This is a genomic window from Flagellimonas amoyensis, from assembly GCF_003058265.1.
In the GTDB taxonomy this organism is placed as follows: domain Bacteria; phylum Bacteroidota; class Bacteroidia; order Flavobacteriales; family Flavobacteriaceae; genus Flagellimonas; species Flagellimonas amoyensis.
On the sequence record NZ_QBUK01000005.1, the window covers coordinates 131,514 to 152,880 of the forward strand.

At 39.5% G+C, this 21,367-nt stretch carries 22 protein-coding genes and 1 tRNA gene; 22 read left to right on the forward strand and 1 reads right to left on the reverse strand.

Annotated elements, in window-relative coordinates:
• Positions 1-5 precede the first annotated feature (5 nt).
• The 22 genes from DB398_RS08515 (at position 6) to DB398_RS08620 (ending at position 19,329) form a co-directional block, all read left to right on the forward strand.
• Positions 6-1,094, forward strand: a complete 1,089-nt coding sequence (locus tag DB398_RS08515; RefSeq protein WP_108423973.1) for an efflux RND transporter periplasmic adaptor subunit — start codon at positions 6-8, stop codon at positions 1,092-1,094.
• 15 nt (positions 1,095-1,109) lie between these two features.
• Entirely contained in the window at positions 1,110-4,304 is a 3,195-nt protein-coding gene (locus DB398_RS08520; RefSeq protein ID WP_108423974.1) for an efflux RND transporter permease subunit, read from the forward strand.
• A gap of 1 nt (position 4,305) precedes the next feature.
• Entirely contained in the window at positions 4,306-4,611 is a 306-nt protein-coding gene (locus tag DB398_RS08525) for a hypothetical protein (protein WP_108424130.1), read from the forward strand.
• A gap of 11 nt (positions 4,612-4,622) precedes the next feature.
• A complete protein-coding gene (locus DB398_RS08530) occupies positions 4,623-4,826 on the forward strand; it encodes a YgaP family membrane protein (RefSeq protein ID WP_108423975.1) in 204 nt (67 codons plus the stop codon).
• 58 nt (positions 4,827-4,884) lie between these two features.
• Entirely contained in the window at positions 4,885-5,442 is a 558-nt protein-coding gene (locus tag DB398_RS08535) for a YeeE/YedE family protein (RefSeq protein ID WP_108423976.1), read from the forward strand.
• Positions 5,439-5,852, forward strand: a complete 414-nt coding sequence (locus tag DB398_RS08540) for a DUF6691 family protein (protein ID WP_108423977.1) — start codon at positions 5,439-5,441, stop codon at positions 5,850-5,852. Before DB398_RS08535 ends, DB398_RS08540 begins: the two co-directional genes overlap by 4 nt.
• Before the next feature lie 100 nt (positions 5,853-5,952).
• On the forward strand, positions 5,953-6,363 hold the full coding sequence (locus DB398_RS08545) for a response regulator (RefSeq protein WP_108424131.1): 411 nt from the start codon (positions 5,953-5,955) through the stop codon (positions 6,361-6,363).
• 106 nt (positions 6,364-6,469) lie between these two features.
• Positions 6,470-6,541: transfer RNA gene (locus DB398_RS08550), tRNA-Arg, on the forward strand.
• A 231-nt stretch (positions 6,542-6,772) separates the two neighbouring features.
• Complete coding sequence (locus DB398_RS08555; protein ID WP_108423978.1) at positions 6,773-8,041, forward strand: site-specific integrase; 1,269 nt, start codon at positions 6,773-6,775, stop codon at positions 8,039-8,041.
• Between the two features lie 352 nt (positions 8,042-8,393).
• A complete protein-coding gene (locus DB398_RS08560) occupies positions 8,394-8,963 on the forward strand; it encodes a BfmA/BtgA family mobilization protein (protein WP_159076359.1) in 570 nt (189 codons plus the stop codon).
• Positions 8,964-9,204: 241 nt separating this feature from the next.
• Positions 9,205-9,879: a recombinase family protein gene (locus DB398_RS08565; protein ID WP_108423980.1), complete on the forward strand. Its 675-nt coding sequence runs from the start codon at positions 9,205-9,207 to the stop codon at positions 9,877-9,879.
• An 82-nt stretch (positions 9,880-9,961) separates the two neighbouring features.
• The gene (locus DB398_RS08570; protein ID WP_108423981.1) at positions 9,962-10,504 is read left to right on the forward strand and encodes a hypothetical protein; all 543 of its coding nucleotides are present in this window, start codon (positions 9,962-9,964) and stop codon (positions 10,502-10,504) included.
• 110 nt (positions 10,505-10,614) lie between these two features.
• Entirely contained in the window at positions 10,615-13,878 is a 3,264-nt protein-coding gene (locus tag DB398_RS08575; RefSeq protein WP_234416154.1) for a T9SS type B sorting domain-containing protein, read from the forward strand.
• A gap of 63 nt (positions 13,879-13,941) precedes the next feature.
• Positions 13,942-14,646: a hypothetical protein gene (locus tag DB398_RS08580; protein WP_159076360.1), complete on the forward strand. Its 705-nt coding sequence runs from the start codon at positions 13,942-13,944 to the stop codon at positions 14,644-14,646.
• A gap of 138 nt (positions 14,647-14,784) precedes the next feature.
• On the forward strand, positions 14,785-15,660 hold the full coding sequence (locus tag DB398_RS08585; RefSeq protein ID WP_108423984.1) for a carboxypeptidase-like regulatory domain-containing protein: 876 nt from the start codon (positions 14,785-14,787) through the stop codon (positions 15,658-15,660).
• A gap of 86 nt (positions 15,661-15,746) precedes the next feature.
• Positions 15,747-16,163: a hypothetical protein gene (locus DB398_RS08590; RefSeq protein WP_159076361.1), complete on the forward strand. Its 417-nt coding sequence runs from the start codon at positions 15,747-15,749 to the stop codon at positions 16,161-16,163.
• Positions 16,164-16,271: 108 nt separating this feature from the next.
• The gene (locus tag DB398_RS08595) at positions 16,272-16,925 is read left to right on the forward strand and encodes a hypothetical protein (RefSeq protein WP_108423986.1); all 654 of its coding nucleotides are present in this window, start codon (positions 16,272-16,274) and stop codon (positions 16,923-16,925) included.
• A 31-nt stretch (positions 16,926-16,956) separates the two neighbouring features.
• Positions 16,957-17,199 carry a hypothetical protein gene (locus DB398_RS08600; RefSeq protein ID WP_159076362.1) on the forward strand — a complete coding sequence of 81 codons (243 nt, stop codon included), beginning with the start codon at positions 16,957-16,959 and terminating at the stop codon, positions 17,197-17,199.
• 41 nt (positions 17,200-17,240) lie between these two features.
• Complete coding sequence (locus DB398_RS08605) at positions 17,241-17,726, forward strand: hypothetical protein (RefSeq protein ID WP_159076363.1); 486 nt, start codon at positions 17,241-17,243, stop codon at positions 17,724-17,726.
• Positions 17,727-17,786: 60 nt separating this feature from the next.
• Positions 17,787-18,446 (forward strand): hypothetical protein, encoded by a 660-nt coding sequence (locus DB398_RS08610; protein ID WP_159076364.1) that lies wholly within the window; start codon positions 17,787-17,789, stop codon positions 18,444-18,446.
• 52 nt (positions 18,447-18,498) lie between these two features.
• Complete coding sequence (locus DB398_RS08615; protein ID WP_108423990.1) at positions 18,499-19,035, forward strand: hypothetical protein; 537 nt, start codon at positions 18,499-18,501, stop codon at positions 19,033-19,035.
• Between the two features lie 3 nt (positions 19,036-19,038).
• Positions 19,039-19,329, forward strand: a complete 291-nt coding sequence (locus DB398_RS08620; RefSeq protein ID WP_108423991.1) for a hypothetical protein — start codon at positions 19,039-19,041, stop codon at positions 19,327-19,329.
• A 256-nt stretch (positions 19,330-19,585) separates the two neighbouring features.
• Here DB398_RS08620 and DB398_RS08625 read toward each other — a convergent pair whose 3' ends face one another.
• Positions 19,586-21,208 (reverse strand): RluA family pseudouridine synthase, encoded by a 1,623-nt coding sequence (locus DB398_RS08625; protein WP_108423992.1) that lies wholly within the window; start codon positions 21,206-21,208, stop codon positions 19,586-19,588.
• Positions 21,209-21,367: the final 159 nt, after the last annotated feature.

Genomic DNA, 21,367 nt, shown 5'->3' on the forward strand with positions numbered 1-21,367 from the left:
GCGATATGAAAAACACTACGATATATAAAAATGCCTTCATTGCCCTTACGTTGGGCATCACCCTTGCAAGCTGTGGCGGCGACAAGGAACAGAAACAGGACGGTGGACCAGTTGTTCCCGTGACCGTTGCCGAAGTGGAAACAGGTGACAGTAATACCATTTTGGCCGGTAGCGGACAGATAACCGCTTTGAACAATGCCACCCTCAGTACTCGAATGATGGGCTACGTGGAATCGTTGCCAGTGAAAATTGGCCAAAAAGTAAACAAAGGAGATTTGTTGATTTCCATCAACAATGTGGATTTGCGTGCCAAAAAAGCACAAGTGGAGGCGTCAATCGCTGAGGCAACAGTAGCTTTCAACAATGCCAAAAAAGATTACGAAAGGTTCCAGAATCTTTTCAGGGAAAGCAGTGCTTCCCAAAAGGAACTGGATGATATGACTGCCCGCTACGAAATGGCCAAGGCCCGATTGGAATCGGCCAACCAAATGAAGAATGAGGTCAATTCTCAATTTGCTTATGCCAACATTCGTGCTCCATTCAGCGGGGTGGTGACCAATACATATATCGAAGAAGGTGATATGGCAAATCCAGGGGTGCCATTGGTTTCCGTGGAATCTCCAGGCGGATTTGAAGTAGTGGCCAAAGTGGCTGAGAACAATATCACCGGGATCCAAGTGGGAACCAAAGCCTTGGTTCAAGTGAAAGCCTTGGATACCATCATTACAGGAAAAGTGACCGAATTGAGTGCTTCCGCCCAAAATACAGGTGGGCAGTATTTGATGAAAGTACAATTGGATCAAACGGATGCCAAAATTTTGTCAGGTATGTATGCAACCGTAAGGCTGGAGACAGACAAAGCTAGCAATGAAAAAACCATGGTTACGGTTCCGTCCAAAGCCTTGATCCAAAAAGGCCAGTTGAGCGGAATCTATACCTTGGGTCAAGACAATGTGGCCCTATTGCGTTGGTTGCGTTTGGGTGAGACCTATGGCGATGAGGTGGAAGTATTGTCCGGTCTGTCGCAAGGAGAAACATACATCGTTTCTGCTGAAGGCAAACTGTTCAATGGAGCTAAAGTGACCATTCAATAACCTAAAAAAGGAACAATGAAAGACGGACTTGCAGGCAAAATAGCGAGAGGGTTCATCAGCTCCAAGTTAACGGTACTCTTGATGATCGTGTTTATGGTCATTGGGGTATACAGTTCCTTCCTGATTCCAAGGGAAGAAGAGCCGCAGATCGATGTGCCCATGGCGGACATTTTCGTGGGATATCCCGGGGCCAGCCCAACCGAGGTGGAATCCAGGATCACCAAACCGCTTGAAAAGATCATATCCAACATAAAAGGGGTAGAGTACGTGTACACCACTTCCATGCAGGAGCAGGGAATGGCCATTGTACAGTTTTATGTGGGTGAGGATATTGAACGTTCCTTGGTGCGGTTGTACGATGAGATCAACAAGCACATGGACCAAATGCCAGATGGTGTCACCATGCCTTTGGTGAAAACCCGTGCCATTGACGATGTGCCCATGTTAGCATTGACCCTTTGGAGCGATGAATACAACGATTTCCAATTGCGCGAAATCTCGGGGGAACTCATCAACGAGATAGAGAAAGTGAACGGGGTTTCTATCACTAAAAAGATAGGAGGTCGTAGCCGTCAACTTCGCATTGTGATGGAAAAGGATAAAATGGCCGAGTCCGGAATTGACCTTTTGGCGGTTGCCCAAATGATCAAGGCCAACAACCAACAAATGGATTCCGGTAACTTTTTGAACAACGATACCGAGTTCCATATTGCCACTGGGAGATTCTTGGAGACCAAAGAAGATTTGGAAAACTTGATCGTGGGAACCAAACAAGGTCAACCCATCTACTTAAAACAGTTGGCGAACGTTTTGGATGGACCTGAGTTGCCCAAAAACTATGTTTCCCTTGGATTTGGAGCTGCCAGTGAGAAATCATCGGAATACAAATCCGAATACCCAGCGGTGACCCTTTCCATTGCCAAAAGAAAAGGGGCCGATGCCATGAAGATTTCCGATGTGGTATTGGAGAAGGTGGAACATTTGAAAAAGAATTTGATTCCAGATGACGTTCATGTGGAAGTGACCCGAAACTATGGGGAGACGGCCTCCCAAAAAGTTTCAGAGTTGTTGATGCACTTGATCGGGGCCATCATTGCGGTAACCTTTGTAGTAATGTTGGCCATGGGATGGCGAGGTGGATTGGTGGTTTTCCTGTCCGTGCCCATCACGTTTGCTTTGACACTTTTGAGCTACTATATGCTGGATTACACCCTTAACCGAATCACCTTGTTCGCTTTGGTTTTCGTAACGGGTATTGTGGTGGATGACTCTATCATTATTGCGGAAAATATGCACCGCCATTTTAAAATGAAACGGTTGCCCTTCAAAGATGCGGCCATCTATGCCATCAATGAGGTTGGAAACCCTACCATTTTGGCCACTTTTACTGTAATCGCATCCGTATTGCCCATGGCCTTTGTATCTGGTTTAATGGGGCCCTATATGTCACCCATGCCCATTGGTGCATCCATTGCCATGTTGTTGTCCTTGTTCGTGGCCTTGACCATAACCCCATATTTGGGATACATCTTCCTCAGGGAAAAGGACAAAAAGAAGAAAAAGGAAAAAGAAGCAATTGAAATTCAGGATACGTTTATTTACAAAGCTTACGAGCGATTCGAAAAACCCTTGATTGAGAGCGGCAAGAAAAGATGGTTGTTCTTGGGCATTACGGTGGTCTTGTTGTTGGCTTCTATCGCCATGTTCTTTACCAAATCGGTAGCCGTAAAAATGCTTCCTTTTGATAACAAGAATGAGTTCCAAGTAGTGATCGACCTTCCCGAAGGGACCACTTTGGAACGAACATCAGCCGTGGCCAAGGAAATAGGGGCATATCTCTCCACAAGACCCGAAGTGGTGAATTATCAGAGTTATGTGGGTACCTCCGCACCAATAACCTTCAATGGCTTGGTAAGGCATTACGACTTGCGTGGAGGCAGCAATATGGCCGATATTCAGGTCAACCTTGTTGATAAGCACGATCGCAGCGAGCAGAGCCATGATATTGCCAAATTGCTTAGACCCAAAATGCAAGAGCTGGGCAAAAAGTACAATGCCAATGTAAAGATTGTTGAGGTGCCACCGGGCCCACCCGTGTTGTCTACCATTGTGGCCGAAGTCTACGGACCTGATTATAAAGAGCAGATTGCCGTTGCAGACAAGGTAAAAGGCATTTTGAACAACACTACAGATGTGGTAGATGTAGATTGGATGGTGGAAGACGACCAAGTGGAATACAATTTTGAAGTGGACAAGGAAAAGGCCATGCTTTACGGAGTTACGCCTCAACAGATCGTTCAAGTCATGGGAATGGCTTTTAGGGAAATGCCGGTTTCCCATGTGTATGACGAAAATTCCTTTGATCAGATTGGGATTGTGCTTTCCATCAGCGAAAAGGATAAATCCACCTTGGATGCCATCAAACAACTAAAAGTAGCCTCCCAACAAGGCAATATGATTGCTGTGGGTGACTTGGTGACCATCAACGAAGGAATCAAAGCGAAGAGTATCTACAGAAAAAACCAAAAACGAGTAGTGTATGTAATGTCCGATATGGCGGGTGAATTGGAAAGCCCTGTGTATGCCATTTTGGGAATGACCGACAAGTTGAACCAATTGGAATTGCCCGAAGGTTATAACATGAACGAACTCTACATGGAACAGCCCCAGTTTGAGGATGACTATACCGTGAAATGGGATGGGGAATGGCAAATTACGTTGGAAGTGTTCCGTGATTTGGGCATTGCTTTCTTGGGTGTCATTGTGATCATTTATATGTTGATCGTGGGTTGGTTCCAAAACTTTAAGGCACCTATGGTGATGATGGTGGCCATTCCATTGTCCTTGATCGGGATTGTGCTGGGTCACTGGTTCTTGGGAGCTTTTTTCACCGCTACTTCTTTCATCGGTATGATTGCCTTGGCAGGAATCATGGTGCGGAACTCGGTATTGCTTATCGACTTCATCAACCTAAGGTTGAACGAAGGAGTTCCCCTTAAGCAAGCCGTTATTGAAGCCGGAGCGGTCCGTACGACACCTATTTTGTTAACAGCAGGAACTGTTGTGATTGGAGCTTTTGTGATATTGTTCGACCCCATTTTCCAGGGATTGGCCATTTCACTGATGGGCGGAACCATAGTGTCTACCATTTTGACCCTATTGGTGGTGCCGTTGGTGTATTATATGATTGAACGTAAAAATTATGATTGATATGAAAATGATCATTGTTACCACCGTTGAAGAATACGAAAACGAAGTGTTCAACTTATTCAAAAAAGCAGGGATAGAAAATTTCAGCGGGTCCGATATAGATGGGTACAAGAACACACCTCCGTTGTTCTACACCAATAGTTGGTTTCCCAGTGAGAAGGGAGGGGCGGCCTCCAACTTATTTTTTTCCTTTACCGAAGAAGAGAAAGTCACTGAATTTTTCAAGTTACTGAAAGAGTTCAACGCGAAGAGTGGAACCACCAACCCCATCAGGGCCGTTGAAGTTCCCATTGAAAGAACCGTTTAAAAAAATCAAAAATGAGAAATAGAATCGTAAGAGGAGTCGCTGGCACCTTTATCTTGATAAGTTTGGCCTTGGCCATTTATGTGAACATCAATTGGTTGTGGTTTACGGCCTTTGTGGGGGCCAATTTGTTGCAATCTTCCTTGACCAAATGGTGCCTCTTGGAAGACATCCTGAAAAAATTCGGGGTTTCCGATCCCGATAAGAAGTGTTGTTAAGGGTAACGAAGTTTGAAAATCAAAGCATTTTCTCCATTTTTGTCTAAAATCCGAGAAAATGCTTTATCAACCTTGGCCTTGGTATATCGCCGGGCCCCTTATTGCCTTGGTCATGGCCGTTTTGATTCTGATGGGCAAACGCTTTGGCATGTCCTCCAATTTAGAGACCTTTTGTTCTATTGGTGGTGCCGGCAAGTTTACAGACTATTTTAAAGTGGATCTTAAATCCAAACGTTGGAACCTTTTGGTGGTATTGGGTTCGGTCATTGGCGGATTTTTAGGCGCCCGTGTGCTTTCCCCCAATCCTGCTGTTGAAATTTCCGAAAAGACAGTTGCCAAACTTAACGAGCTTGGTTTTGATAGTGCAGGAACTGCCTATTTGCCGACAGAATTGTTCAGTATGGAAGCTTTGGCAAATCCAATCGTTTGGGTTTTGCTCCTGGTTGCCGGATTTTTGGTCGGTTTCGGAACCAGATATGCCGGAGGCTGCACATCGGGCCATGCCATTTCGGGCTTGAGCAATCTACAAAGACCTTCGTTGATTGCCGTGATCGGCTTTTTCATAGGTGGGCTGATTATGGTCCATATTGTTTTCCCCTTAATCTTTGGAGCATGAAAAGTGTATTGTACATCATCGTAGGCACCTTTTTTGGGGTTATCCTGTACAAGTCGGAAGCTGCCTCTTGGTTCCGTATTTATGAAATGTTCCAGTTCGATTCGTTCCACATGTACGGCATCATTGGTTCTGCATTGGCTCTGGGAATCCTTCTGGTACAATGGATCAAAAGAACCAAGGTCAAGTCATTTTTCGGGGAGAACATCAACATTCAGGATAAGGAAAGATCGTTTACCCGTTATATTGTGGGCGGCACCCTTTTTGGTTTGGGCTGGGCCTTGGGAGGTGCGTGTCCCGGACCCATGTATGTTTTGGCCGGGGCTGGGTATTGGCCTATTTTCATTGTCTTGGTGGGAGCGGTACTCGGAGCCTTTGTGTATGGGATTTTGAGGAACAAACTGCCCCATTAAGGTTTTCTCAACGGGATTTTGGGCAAAACAACGATTTTGGATGGCTTGGGATGGGCAAGGGTTTAGCTTTGCGGACAACCCAAATCTACTTAAATCCGGAATGAAGCTTACCGCCTGTATCATAGATGATGATTTGGTGTCGCAATTTGCGACCCGATACTGTATTCAACAATCCAATGGGGATTTTGATATCATCACCTGCTCCAGTGGGGAGGAAGGGCTAAAATCCTGTTTTGAGCTATTGGAGAACAGCAATAAACTACCGGACATCATTTTTTTGGACCTAGTGATGGGTGGAATGAGCGGTTGGGATTTTCTGCACAACCTGCAAAACCTGTTCAAGGATTGTGAGTTGCCCAGCGTCTATGTGCTTTCCGCCTTTGTGAACACAAGCGACCGTAGCATAGCCAAGGACCACAAGCTTATATCGGGCTATATCGACAAACCATTGTCCCGATCCTTTTTGGATAAGATATTGAAGGAAGAAGGGAAAAAACGCAATGCCTTTTAGTGGAAGTCCCTTTTTTGAGCTGAATTTTCAAATTTCTGGTTGATGGAGGCATTGTTTGATGGAAAGTTTTCCAAAAAAACATATTTTTGCACTCCATTATGGAAACGGCCTCGTAGTTCAATGGATAGAATAGAAGTTTCCTAAACTTTAGATGCAAGTTCGATTCTTGCCGAGGCTACTTTTTGACTTCCGAATGATTCAATAAATCATTAAATAAATGAAAATCAATTACTTAATATTTTTTGATTTTAATTGAATTCCTTTGATTTCGGCTTTTAGAGTTCACAAATCGTCAACATTTTTTAAGTTACTGTTATGTGTTAAGCAATTAAAATTCAGTAATTTAGTTGATATACTCGATTTGATTTGACTTTCGTCTTCGCCAACATTTCACTTAAAGAAGACAATTATGAGGTCAAATTCCACATTTTCCGTCCTGTTTTGGCTTTATTCCAGTAGGTCAAAAAATGGTAATGCTCCCATTTATGCCCGGATTTCTGTAAATGGAAAAAAGCTTAACATCAGTCTAAAGAGAAGAATCCAAATCAATGAATGGGATTCAAACAAGCAGCGTGTAAAGAGCTCTTCCATCCATGCCAAATCCACCAACCAATATCTTGATGAGTTCTATTCTGGTCTGTTCCATTCATTCCAACAATTACGAATAGAGGGAAAACACATCACTCCTCAAAATATAAAAGCCAGATTTATGGATGAGGAATTGGACAATCCACATTTTACAATGAAGGAGTTGGTGGCCTATCATAATTCCAACATGTTTCCCAAGTTACACGGTAATACCTCAAGACTATATCTAACAAGCCAAAAATATATTTTTTTGTTCTTGAAGATGAAGCTGAAAAAAGACGACATCCGACTTGATGAATTGAACTATAAGTTCATTCTCGACTTTGAAAATTTTCTCCGTAGACATAAACCCAATCACTACCAAAAACAAATAGGTAACAATGCCGTAATGAAACATATTCAAAGATTAAGGAAGATGGTTTCTTTGGCATATCGATTGGAATGGATAGATAAGGATCCCTTCAGGCAGTTTAAACAGAGATTGACCCCCACCCATAGAGGGTATTTAGGTTCCGAGGAACTTCAAGCCATTGAAGAACTTGAGCTTCAAAGTAAGCGATTAAAAACCGTCCGAGATCTTTTTGTCTTCAGTTGTTATACTGGGATATGCTATACTGATTTGATGTTGCTCACGGAGGATAATGTGGTCATGGGGTTGGATAAGAAATATTGGATCATAACTAAAAGACAGAAAACACATAATCCGGTTAAAATACCGCTGTTAAAAAAGGCTCTTGATTTGATAGAAAGATATAAGCGAGACCCAGGGGCCATTATAAACAATACGTTGTTTCCTAGAATTTCTAATCAAAAGATGAACGCATACTTGAAAGAGATTGCTAGTGGAGCAAAAATTAAAAAGAACCTGACATTTCATATGGCAAGGCACACTTTTGCGACTACAGTTACCTTGACCAATGGTGTACCTATTGAAACCATTTCAAAAATGTTGGGTCATCGAAAACTTACCACTACACAGATTTATGCAAAGGTTTTGGAAAGAAAAGTGGGTGAGGATATGGAAGTGTTAAGAAGCAAATTGGAAATGCCTATGGAATCTGACCTAAAAAAGAAATTGAACAGAGGGTAACGGAGTGCTATAAGTTCCAAACCTTACCCAAACTTTTGCGCAAGGATCCTGATTCAATTTTATAGTGTTCGGGAAGATAAGCGTGTAGAAAAATTGAAATAGGGGCAACCAACAATGTGCTTTGGTAAAAGTTTTCTGTTTAGGGTCGCTTTTCGACACTAAATGGAAAAGCAAGAGGGTAGCACGCTAAAGCGATGCTACTAATTCATTTTCCTTCGGAAAAGCCCTGTTTATGAGGGTTTTTGGAAATGGATGGTTTCAGGAACTTTAAAATTTATTGTTACAATAACGCTGGGATTTCCTGTAAAGACTGAACGGAATTGTAACAATTGTACCCCTTAAAACTTGAAATATGGATGATTTTAGAGCAGTTAGGATAAAGAAAAGGACTTTATCAAGATTTAAGGTCTTTTCTAGAAAGGTGGGCAAGAGTTATTCCCATACCTTGGATATGGTCATGGACTTTTTTGAGTGGCATGGGTTTTTGCCGTCAGAAAGATTTGAGAAGAGCATTGGCCAAGAGATTATCAAGAACAGAAAGCGTACGGATGCGGTCATTGCCATCATCAGGGACATTGAAAAGAACCAGACACTTCCTACCATTGGTATGATGCAGGCCTTGTTCAATCAAGAATTGGACCATGAAGAGGAAGGGGATGATTTTCTTGAGGATATGATCGAAAAGAATCCTCCAAAGCCTTATCCGGTATTTGAGGGGGAGGTGATGGTTCCCAGGATCAAATATGATCGTTTGGAGGAAAGGGCGGCTTCAATGCAAACAGATTTAAAGGATATCCTTGATAAGGTCAAGGTGGTCAAGAGTAATTTTGGGAAGAGCTATCTGAAGCTTGAAATAACGGAAGGTAGGTTGGAACGATATAAACTGGATTCAAACAAACCTTTGGATTACCTCAAAGGATGAGAGGAATGTTTAGATGGATAGAATTACCTCGCTCAGTAGTATTAGTTAAGGGTAAGATTTGGGGCTTGCAGCACTCCACTTCGTTACGTTCGCCTTTGTCCAGATTTCCAAATGGGACCAAGAGATTTTAAGGCACCGTTAAATTGAACTTTCACTCTTAAACAAGTTTACTGATTCTAAGTGGTTTACTTTTTCGGTACACTTAAATAGTTTACCTTATATACCCTTTTTTACACCTAAGATGAAGTTCGGTTATGCAAGAGTGAGCACAAAATCACAGAAACACGATTTGCAGGTTGATGCCTTTTTGAAAGAAGGAATCAAACCTAAGAACATCTATGCCGATATTTCATCAGGGGCAAAAGCGGAACGAAAAGGACTCGATGAGCTGTTATCCATTTTGAGGGAAGGTGACACCCTTGTGGTTTGGAAACTGGACCGAATTGCCAGAAGCCTTTCACACTTGACCAAACTCATCGAGGACTTCGAGAAAAAGGGAATTCACTTCAAAAGCATTCAGGAGAATTTCATTGATACGACATCCCCACACGGCAGGTTTATCTTCAACTTGTTTGCTTCGGTTGCCCAATTGGAACGGGACATCATTATGGAACGGACAAGAGCTGGATTGGAAAGTTCAAGAAGGCGTGGCTTGAAAATCGGAAGAAAACCTGGGCTCAGTAAACAGGCTTTGAATAAAGCAATGTTGGCAGAACGATACTACAGGGATAACAAGTTGAGTATAGAGGAAATCATGAAACTTATTGATGTTGGATCAAAAAAGACCCTCTATAAATATCTGGCTTACCAAGGCAGGAGAAAGTGCCTTGAATGCGGTACACTCTTCTGGGACAAGAAACAAGCATTGGACAAAGCTTATTGCAAAAAGCACAAGAAGAAAATCAAACCCAATTGACTGTTTTACTCCCCTTTCACCGAAAACCCAATTTATGATTAATGGAAATTTCCTACATTTAAACAAATCATACAACTAACCAATGACCAAAACCGACCTATTCAGAGCCATCATTAAAACATTTGGGATTTATTGTTTTATTGAAGCTCTCTTTCGTTTGATTCCAAATATTTCATTTTCAGGTGGTTTTTATTCCTTCAGTTTGATGGTAAGTTTGGTTTACTTGTTAATTACTGGAGTTATTGCTTTCCTCTTATTGTTTGGAACGGACAGGATCATAAAATTGTTTCGCCTTGATAAAGGTTTTGATACCAACAATATTGATTCCTCCAATTTAAACGAAGAGGGACTTTTAAAACTTGGGTTGATATTAATTGGACTGTTAATGATTGCTGATAACATTGCCCAATTTTTAAACAACTGTTATTTGCTATTCAAAAAGCAGATTTCGGCAAACGGACTTGATGAAATTGATGGTCTGATGCTCGACCAACAATTGGATTATAATTGGTGGGTGATTTCTGGATTAAACGTTTTAATAGGGTTTATAATATTAACCAACTATAAAAGGATTTCGAGCTTGTTTGTCACTAAAGAAAATAAGTTCGAGGATTCTCAGAATTAAATAAAGGTTCAAAAAAACAATAAATTACAACAAATAAATTCCTTTGATGATTCTGAGAGATGTATCTTACAAACTAAAGTACATACCCACATCAAACAGAGAATTAAATCTTGAAAAGACTGAAAACAAATATGCACAAAAAAATTACTCTATTTGTTTTTCTGATTTCCATTCAATTTGGGCTAGCACAAATAACATTGACACATAATTCAGGGAATACATCTGTTCCCTCTAACATGTATTCCTGTGATTACGAAGAGATATGGGCCCGAACCTTTAAACTATCCGATTTCGGGATAACGGTCAATGAACAATTCATCATAAACTCTGGACAAGTAGCAATCAGCAATTCTTACGACGGAGCGATGCTAGTCTTTAATATTTATAGTATAGATGCTAATTTTCCTAGTTCAGAACCAACGAGACTCAGTTACGGCAACGTAGTAACCGCTCCAGAGATAGGTGACACACCAGAAATTGTACAAATTGAATTTGCAAATCCTGTTGTTGTTCCTGCCAACGTGGAAAGGATTTTGGTGGAGGTTTCCCAGATGGAGGACATCTATAATGATGATTTCAAAAAAGTTAAGATTGCAGGCAACCAATTTGATGATGGTAGTCCCTCTTATTTTCGAGGTTGTAGAGAATATTACTCCTTCGTGTCCACGGTAGATTTAGCTACACCAGTACCCAACGCCAACTTTTTCATCAATGTTACCGGTGAAACCTTACATGCACAAAGCACAGGAAGTACCACTGTGCTTACGCATAGTATTTGTGAGGACTTTATTGACGCCCATATTTTTGGATGTAGTTCAGGGGGTATGAGCTGGTCAAGGGATTTTTGGTTGGAAGATTTCGGTATTTCCACTGAAGAGGAATTCATATTGGAGCGAGGACAAGTAGGTATCAATTATGCGGGATGGGGTGTTGAAATACAATTTAGGGTGTATGCCATCGACAATAATTTCCCATCTTCATTCTCTGATACTGATTTGCTTGGAAGCAGTGAACTCATTCGAATACCCAATTTTGGTACGTCCAATCAAAATACACCAAGAATTTTTGATGTGGAATTTACCACTCCCATTGTTGTTCCGGCAAATGTGGAAAGGATACTGGTGGAAGTTTTTCAAACAAACAATGGGTCTTTTCCTACCAGTACCACAGAAGATGACGGGGCTGTTTCATGGATCAGATCATATCATGGTGGGTGCTACCCTTTGGGAGAGTTTGTGGATGTGAAGGATTTGGGGTATCCAGATGCTAAATTCTTTATAAATGTAACCGGAGATGTCGATCACGTAACCAACAATTTTGCTATGGATATTTCGAACATCTGTTCGGAGTTCTTAAAGGAATTTGGCGTTGTTCCAAATACCAATGTTGCATCCGTGACGTGGGATTTCGGGGACCCTGCTTCGGGAACCGACAATACTTCTACCGACATATCTCCTTTCCACGATTTTTCTGTGGACGGCGTCTATACTGTAAGTGCTACAGTGATGGACACCAATGGCAATATTGAGGTTATTACCGAAACCATTGATGTCAAAGAACCACCCAATGCTTATGGCATCAATGATATATACGCATGTGAGGACAATTTTAATACTGGTATTTCTTCTACTTTTGATGTTTCTAATGTGCAACAACAGGTCTTAGGAGGACAAAACAATAAAGTGGTCACCTTTATCGATGGAGCAGGTAAAGAATATGATGTATTGCCCAATCCTTTTACCAATACCGTTGCAAACAGGGAAACTATAACCGTACGGGTGGCCCATGACGATAATCCCTGCTGCTTTTCAGAAACCACCTTTGATTTAATTACAAACCCTATACCCGATTTGACCTCGGTCACAGACCTGTTTGTTTGTAGCAATGAGACAAATGGCTTTGCAATTTTTGATTTACAGCAAGTGTATGATGAGATTCAGGTGGACAATGGTACAATTGCTATCTCCTTTTATCATGAAAGTGGAACTCAAATACAAGGCCCGCTGAATGCCATTGAAAATTTGGTTGTAAATGAAGAAGAAATCACCGTCCGTGTGATTGAACCGGTCAATAATTGTTACAATGAGACCACCTTTAAAATTATGGCGAACCCATTGCCTGTGGCAAATACCTTAAATGTCCTAATTGGTTGTGATGATAATAATGATGGTATTTCCGAATATTTTGATACCTCGAATATAGAATCCGAGGTTGTCGGAAATCAAGCTAACATAGAGGTATCCTATTTTGATGCCAGTGGAACACCATTACCAAGCCCTCTACCCAACCCTTATACCAATATATTGCCCAATGAAGAAACCATTACGGTCAGGGTTACGAACTCTCTCACCAATTGTTATGAAGAAACACCATTGTTGCTCAGAACTGCAACACAGCCACAAATCAGTTCCCCGCAGCACATATATGCTTGTGACCAGGGCAGTGGTTTTGCCCAATTTGATACTGCTGGAATCGAGGCTCAAATAATAGGTAATCAAACTGGTTTGACAATCAAGTTCTACAATGATGATGGGGAGCAATTGCCTAGCCCTTTACCTGACATGTTTCAAAATACGGAGCCTTGGCGCCAAACCATTTACGTTCGTGTGGAAAACCAATTGAACAGTTTGTGCTATACCGAAAGGAGTTTTGACCTTATAGTTCAGGAACTACCAACGGTATCAATTGAGACTTCTTATTTTTTGTGCAATTTGGAGCCTTTCTTACCTGTGAATGTAGCTTCTGGATGGGAAAATTATAATTGGATCTATGAAGATGGCACTATCATTTCGACAACTCAAGAAGCGAATCTTGCAAAAGCTGGGAAGTATAACTTGTTAGTGGGCGCATTGGAGAATAACGTCTATTGTGAGAATAATTATGAATTCGAATTAATTCGTTCGATGCCCCCAACCATAATCGATGTAGCCTACCAACAGTTATCCCACAATAATTCCATCGAGATCACTGCTTCCGGCGATGGGGACTTTGAATATTCGATAGACGGTGTAAACTTTAAGGACTCCCACATATTTACCAATCTTATTGGCGGTAAGTATACGGTTTTTGTTAGGGACAAAAATGGCTGTGGAGAAGATTCCGAAGAAATTGTCGTAATTGATTATCCTAAATTCTTCACTCCCAATCATGATGGTCACAATGATTTTTGGCATATTCTTGGGATTGATGCATATCCAAATGCAGATGTTTTCATATTTGACCGATATGGTAAGTTATTGAAGCAACTTTCGTCAAGTGATACAGGTTGGGACGGCACTTACAATGGTGATGAAATGATGTCCAGTGATTATTGGTTCAAATCGGACTTAGGTAATGGAACTGTATTTTCAGGTCATTTCACATTGAAAAGATAAAGTGCCATTGTGTGAGTTGCTTGTAACCAAACACGGGAAGTTTAAATTAATGATTAAGATAGCTTGGAGATAGTCATATACCTATTTGTTGCAGTTTTTATCCTTTTATTGATAGGACTTGCATATATATTGGTAAAAGACTTCAAAGAGATTGTCCTTGGTTTGGTTAATATGTGTAAACCAGATTTGTTTCATCCAATAAGTTGGTTTCTTAGCCCAATTTGGTTGATTGGATATGCATTAGAAAAGGGCTTTGGATGGGACATCATTGATAAATATGGCAACAGTGATGGTCTTGAAAAATACTCCTTCACAGAGAAATTGCAATTAGACTTTTCAATGGGTGAAAAGTATATTGTTTCAAAGACATCCAATAAGAAAGCAAAATTTATGATTGAAGACTTTCTGGGTTTTTGTGATGGAAAACTGAGACTGGAAAATTTCCAGATAAAAAACACCGAACCTATTATTATTCAATGTCCACACCAAATTACTTTTTATGATTTCAGTATATTAACACAACACTTTTGTAATGATATAAAGGACAGTTGGGGGGTTTTTAAATCTGGCAGGATGAATTATTACTCCTATTCAGATAAAAATACAGGGCATAATATCATTGGTCGGACAGGAAATGGACAAAAGTTTTCTATATATACACTCGATGACTTATACCAAGACCAGACTTTAAAATTAAATGCAGAGTTAAAGGTGAAAAATTTTGACCGGGATTTAGTCAACAATGGACCTATATTAAAGTTCAAATAAACCATTGCTCTTACTCATCAAAAATAACCTTACACTCATTTGGACTTTGATTTAGAGGATGCAAACAATATTTTGGATTCCAATAAAAGATGATATATACATCTCTATAAACAAGTTGTGCAGTAATCACTCAAAAAATTGAATAGAAAGCATCTGATATTAGCCTTGTTTTTAGTTCCAATTTTGAGTTGGAGTCAATTCAAAGTATCTGGGGTTGTAATATCTAAAGCCGATAATGATTCAATCCCTGGTGTAATCGTAAAAGAAAAGGGCACTGAAAATGGAGCTCAAACAGACTTTGACGGTCAATTTTCGATTGAAGTTTCAGAGCCTAATGCAATCTTGGTTTTTTCATTTGTTGGAATGGTAACCAAAGAATATAGCCTTAAAGGAGAAAATAAAATTATAGTAACAACGAAATGGGATTGCAACAAAGATTTTTTTGATTCAAACAGGATTAGAATTTATGGGCAGTCTGGACTAATAAACAATCCAATTGGTGGACAAATTGATATTGCCTCCCCATACATTTATTTTGGAGGGGTATTGGAAGCCAGTTACAGCTATCAGACAAATTCGAAAGAAAATGTTTTCCAAGAAGGTAGCTTAGAGTTCAAACATTCAATATCAAATTGCGAATTTGATATTGATTTCAGGGCTAGCTACCGAGATTTTAAATTTGACCATGAATTTAACAACAACTCTTTTTCAATTGAAGCAGACTTTAATCTTTCCAGAATAAGTTTTATCGCGGGGTATAGCCATCTAGATTATAATAACATAAATGCTTCAAGAAAGTATAATTCTTCAGGGTTGTTAATTGGATTTGGCACTTCATTTGGAAGACCATTATATCCAGAATTAGTGGGAAAAATTTCGATTTATGAAGATAATATTGTGTATCAAGGTAAAATTCAAGGAAGTTTTAAACGATTTTTGATATTCCTAAAATATTATAAATTAAGTTCTTTTAATGAGTTAAGTCTGGGAATCGGTTATAATCTATTTTATTAATTCATTTAACTAAGTTCAAATAAATGATTGGGCATTAAATCAATTTTAAACAAAATTGAAAGTCGTTGGATAAGTCAAATATCCCAATGAAGAAGTTGAATTCAAGTTTGAAAATGGAAAGTGAAATCAAAAAATATTTACTCGTCCAAAATGGTGAAATACCAGTGGATTACTTAATTGAATTACGCCAGTATGCTTGGGAATTCAGAAAATATTCTTGCCCTGATGCATTGATAGCCATCAATGGTGGTTCAACTTGGCTTTATACTGGTCAAAAATATGACGAATCCAAAGTGACACTTATAAAGGGTGGGTGGGCTCATGACCATTGTGAAATATGTTATGCAACTATTTCAGAAGGGGAAGCCACCTCGGAATATGAAGTAGAGGGATATCACTCGGAGTTTGAATGGATTTGTAAAAACTGCTTTACGGATTTTATACAACCAATGGATTTAAACTCAATATTGAAAAATCATAGAATAATTGAAAAGTCACTTTAAATAGAAACGCTGAAAAAATTTAGTTGTGATTTTAGAGTGATAAGAAATTAAAAGTTTAAATAAACGATTAAGGCAAAACCCTATTAATCAAGTTGTTCCAGTAAGAAAATGACCAAAGAAGAAATTTACCTTAAAGCGAATAGCGTAGTCGGAATTGAAGGAATGACGGGAAATGAACGTCTTTGGGAAAGTGGTCTTATGGATGAATTTGATATAGCCAAAAAATCGGACAAAGACAAAGCTCGAACGATTCTTCAGGCATTAAAGTTTGACGAACTTTCAATTGGTAGAATTGTTGGGTTCACTATGGAATCATTAAAATACCCTAATCCTTGGGATTTTCCGATTGAGAACCCAAACGGAAAAGAAAATGAAAATAAGGCTACATTGATCTATTCCGATCTTAAAGAAATTGGAATGGGTTCACCTTTAAGCGGAAAATGTAAGGTCATAATAAATGACGCTAAGGAAATTCTAATTACAGAAAATTGCGGTGGACCTGCAATCTGGACTCGCAATGGACTAAAGGTGGCAATGCCGATTTGGGACAAGTCCTTTTTTGGAGGGACTCATCAAAAAATAGGAATAGTGGATTTGGAAAAACTTACTATTTCTAAGTACAAAAGGAAATTTCAGGTTTTGGATTTAAGGTCATTTGGCGGAAAAAATATTATTGGGTTTGACAGTCCAATACACAAAATGAAAAAGCTAGGTTTTAATTATATCAACGAACCGATTGAACAAACCATCGTATTAAAATAACTATTATTAATAATTAAAGTTCAAATAAACGATGAGTGATTACTGGGAAAAGTACGAGTCATTTGGTTTTATGTTTAAGGAATCAGGAAGAACTGAAATTTCCAAGAGGTTAGAAGGTGCAAGAAAGCATGTAAATGGTATGACGGATGGCTGGCATGAGCTTTTGACCGAACTAAAAGATATTCAAGCTTTATATTCACGTGATATGTCTTCAGAAGAAAAAGATAAGCTAATAATGATGGTTGCAGAATTAGAGAATAATTTGAGAAGATAGAATGTTTAATTTCTAAAGTTCAAAAAAACAACTATCCCCTTATGCTAAATAATATGATTAGAGCAGTTATCATAATCCTTCTTTTTCAAGTTCCAATTTTAATGATTGGACAGAATAACGGCACATTTGAAATCCAAGGAGAAAAGCTTGATTCAACATCCAACTCCGAACTACATGCTTTTACCAGTAAATTTAATAGCTGGGTTGATTCTTTGAAGAACGATCCTCTATCCTTGGGTTTAAAACCCGAGAGAATGGTTAATAATTTCATATTGTTTTCTGAAGATGGGCTTATGATGAAAGACCTAAAATTTCACACCGTGGCCTCTTGCAAAAATGAAATCATGGCAAACCTCCCATTCACGGAAAATAAACCTGGGGAGAATAATTGGATTTTTGTAACTCTTGAAAGTCAAATAAACAGAAACCAGCTTATTGAGATATTGGAGTTTTTGAAAGAAATGAAAATCGATTATCAATTTGGAAAAGAAGATGTGTTCATTCCAAAAATAATAGGAAAACAGTAGCCACTAAAGACAAGAAAGTTCAAATAAACGATTAAGATAAGTTTGATTCAATCTAACCCAGTGAAATATAAGTTGCTAATTATATGTATTCTAAGTTTAGGGATTTGTACTGGACAAGAATCCAAAGTTGACCTAAACGAATATTTTTCTGATACCGAGGTCAAGGACTTGAATACTATGGCAGATTTTGTGCAGAGAGAACTTTGTGGCAGTGTGGATGAGACCAAATTCGGGAATTGTTTTAAATTTTCTTTGCCTGACTTAGCAGATTGGAAACAATCTTATGTGCAAGACAAAATAAGTTGGCGAAGGCAGAAAAGATTATATTCTGAAATATCTGATTCAACATTTGATAAAATATGGGGTCTTTGCAAGACTTGGAGGACAATAGAACCGAAGTATGAATATAAAAGCATTTGTTTCAGCCAAAATGAAAATTTCATCAGGTTCTTAAAAAAAATGGGGGAATCAAATCCGTATCTAGAAGGTTATGCTGAAAAATTAGAAAACGTTGGATCTTTTGATTCTGGAAATTTTCTGGTCTGGAATATAATAGAATATCCTCAAAATTGGGATCTGGAAGACCGAAATGTACAAATTGTTCTTGCTATTCATTTTCTGACCCAAAATGATAAACAAAAAAGGGATAAAAAGGCCATAAGGCTTGAAAAGAGGGATATTAGAAAAATGAATAGAAAAGCTAAACGGAAAAACAAATAAAACTGAGTCAATACAAAGTTCAAATAAACGATTGTGCATTTAAATTCCTTAAATGAAGAAATTAATTATTCTGATTTTAATAATTCTAATGGCACCTTTAATTGGTGGAATCTACGGCATTCTGCACGACCAACTAACCTATACAATTTCCCCAGAATACTATACAAAATTTAAATTTTATCAATTTGGACTGGTCGATTCCGGAAGCGAGGCAATATTTTCCAATCCAAGATTTGAAGTTTCCATTGTTGGATTTATGGCAACTTGGTGGGTGGGATTACCAGTTGGTATGATACTTGGCTTAGTTGGATTGATACATCAAAACCAAAAATTGATGTTCAGAATTACAATGAAAGCAATATTAATAACTATGATGGTCGCTTTTTTGACGGGATTAATCGGATTGGTGTATGGTCAACTCTATCTGGCCAAAACAGGGGTTAATTGGTGGTTACCTCAAAACTTAATTGACAACAAAAATTTTATTGCAGTTGGTACTATGCATAATTTCAGTTATATAGGTGGTCTGTTGGGACTAGTTACTGGAATAATCTATAGCTTAAAACAAAAAAATAGAAAGTTCAAATAAACGATGCAGAAGTATAAACACCTTGGCCTTGCAATAGTAATCATCGTTATTGGTTATAATGTATATGACTACTTTAGAGTAAAAAGGAATGTTCAAGAAAATGTTATTGTAGAATGCAGTAAGAAATTCAGAAATACCAATCCAGAAATTGACAAAAAAATAGCAGATGAATACTGTGAATGTGTCTTTGAAAATCTTGGAGGAAAATATAAAAACTCGAATGTAGGAGCGAAAACAATTCTAGAGTACGAACAATCAATAACGCAGGACTGCTTTGATAAGGCAAAACAATGAATAAAAAGTTCAAACGAACGATAGTCTTTGACTTCAAAGTCAATCATTTAAACCAGTTTGATTATCTTTGAAATGACGCAAGACAAATCAATCACAAAAGTTCACAAATCGTCAACATTTTGAATTCAAAAAGTGGAAACCCCAGTAAATATGGGAGTCCGGGCATAAAGTTCGATTCTTGCCGAGGCTACTTTTCTCCAACCGATCGAAAGCAATAAAATACTGTTTTCGGAATTGGTGACCAGCACCCTAATTATTATATACCAAAAGGAATTTCCGTTCCTATCTTCATCGGCTTTTTGGTCATGGGATGCATAAATGCTACCTGTTGCGCATGTAAATAAAGTCGCTCAGACGGAGTGCCATATAAATTATCCCCAACAATTGGCGCATGTAGTCCCGATTTATGCGCACAGTGCACCCGCAATTGATGCGAACGTCCCGTTACAGGATTCAATTTGATCAAAGTTTGGGTGGCTGTCTTTTGTATCACCTCATAAAGTGTCAATGCAGGTCGGCCATGCTCATAATGTACCATTTGCATGGGCCTGTTGTGAATATCCAAAACAAGGGGAAGCTCAATTTTTCCAGACGTTTCTTCAACAGATTTTTCCAGTATTGCAAAATAGGTTTTGTGAATGGTCCGCTCCAAGAATTGCTGTTGGAGCAGTTTGTGCGCTTTTTTGGAAAGGGCAACGATCATGATCCCCGAGGTGTCTTGATCCAGCCGGTGTACAATCATTGGGCCGTTGGCATTGGCATATTTTTCCTGAATACGGGTCTTGACCGAGTCCTTTATATGCCTTCCCGGCACGGACAACATGCCGGCAGGTTTGTTCACGACCACCAAATGTTCGTCCTCAAAAAGAATTTCCAGTTTCTTTCCTGCTCCAAAATTTTCCAATAAGGGATTTGGTTTTACAGGAATTCCTTTGAGCATATGCGCCAAAATAGGGCGGCATTTCCCTTTACAGGCTGGGTAAAACTTGCCATGTTCCCGTATCTCCGAATTGGGAGCAGGCCCCCACCAAAACTCAGCCAGTGCCACGGGTTTCATTCCTTGTTGAAAAGCGTACTGAAACAGTTTTGGAGCCGCACATTCCCCAGCTCCGGCTGGTGGCACGTCAACCCCAAAATCGGTAAAGACCGTCTTGACATCTTTGCCTTCTCCGAGACTGTTCAAAAAAATGTAGGATTTAAAAATGGAGTCCTGTAGCTCCATGGACTTGGCTTTACGCTGGGTTTTTAGCGCTTCAATCCGTTCATGGAACTTCCCATATGCGGATATTGTCTTTTCTAGCCGCAAGTTCTCCGAACGGGTAAAACGCCTCAGGTCCATTCCTTCATTGGCCCCTTGATTTGCCAAATCTTCCAGGAGTTTCTGGCGTTCTTTTTCAGGAAGGTGCATTGACTCTTTCCTGAGCCTGTCGCGTTCCGTTTTGCCCTTTTTTGCTGCTTTCTTGGCGGCCAATATATTTTCTTTGGTCTCTTCGGTGATTTTTTTTAATTGCTGCTCGGCACTGATGAACCCATCACTTTCTTCCAACTCCATTACTTCTTTGTTAATGGCATTGATGACGGCCATTTCTGGAAAATCCTCCCCTTTTGGCAATTGATGGACAGGAGGTACAAAAGGCAAGATTTCCAGTTCAGGCTGTAGCTCCCCCGAATAGGCACTGAGATATCCAAGTCCACCGTCTTTGGTTTGCACCACAAGCACGCCCAACATACGTCCGGTTGGTTGATCCACCAATTTCGGTAGACTTTGTTTCAATCTATGTTGAAGGTCTTGTGCCGCTTTTTTGGCAATGGCAATCGGTGTATAAAAATGGGGATATTCAAAGGAATCAGGTAGTGGGTCCTGTTCAATTGTTGTCAAATAAACTATTTTGGATTCTTCTAAAGGTGAACCAGTTGCCACTACCCGTTAATTTTCTAGCTGATTACTCGTCCTGTATGGACTCGATCATTCTTGCAAATTTACAGTTCTTCTCTGGATAAGCCATTTTAGGGTTTAAAAGTGAGGGTTGACTTTTGC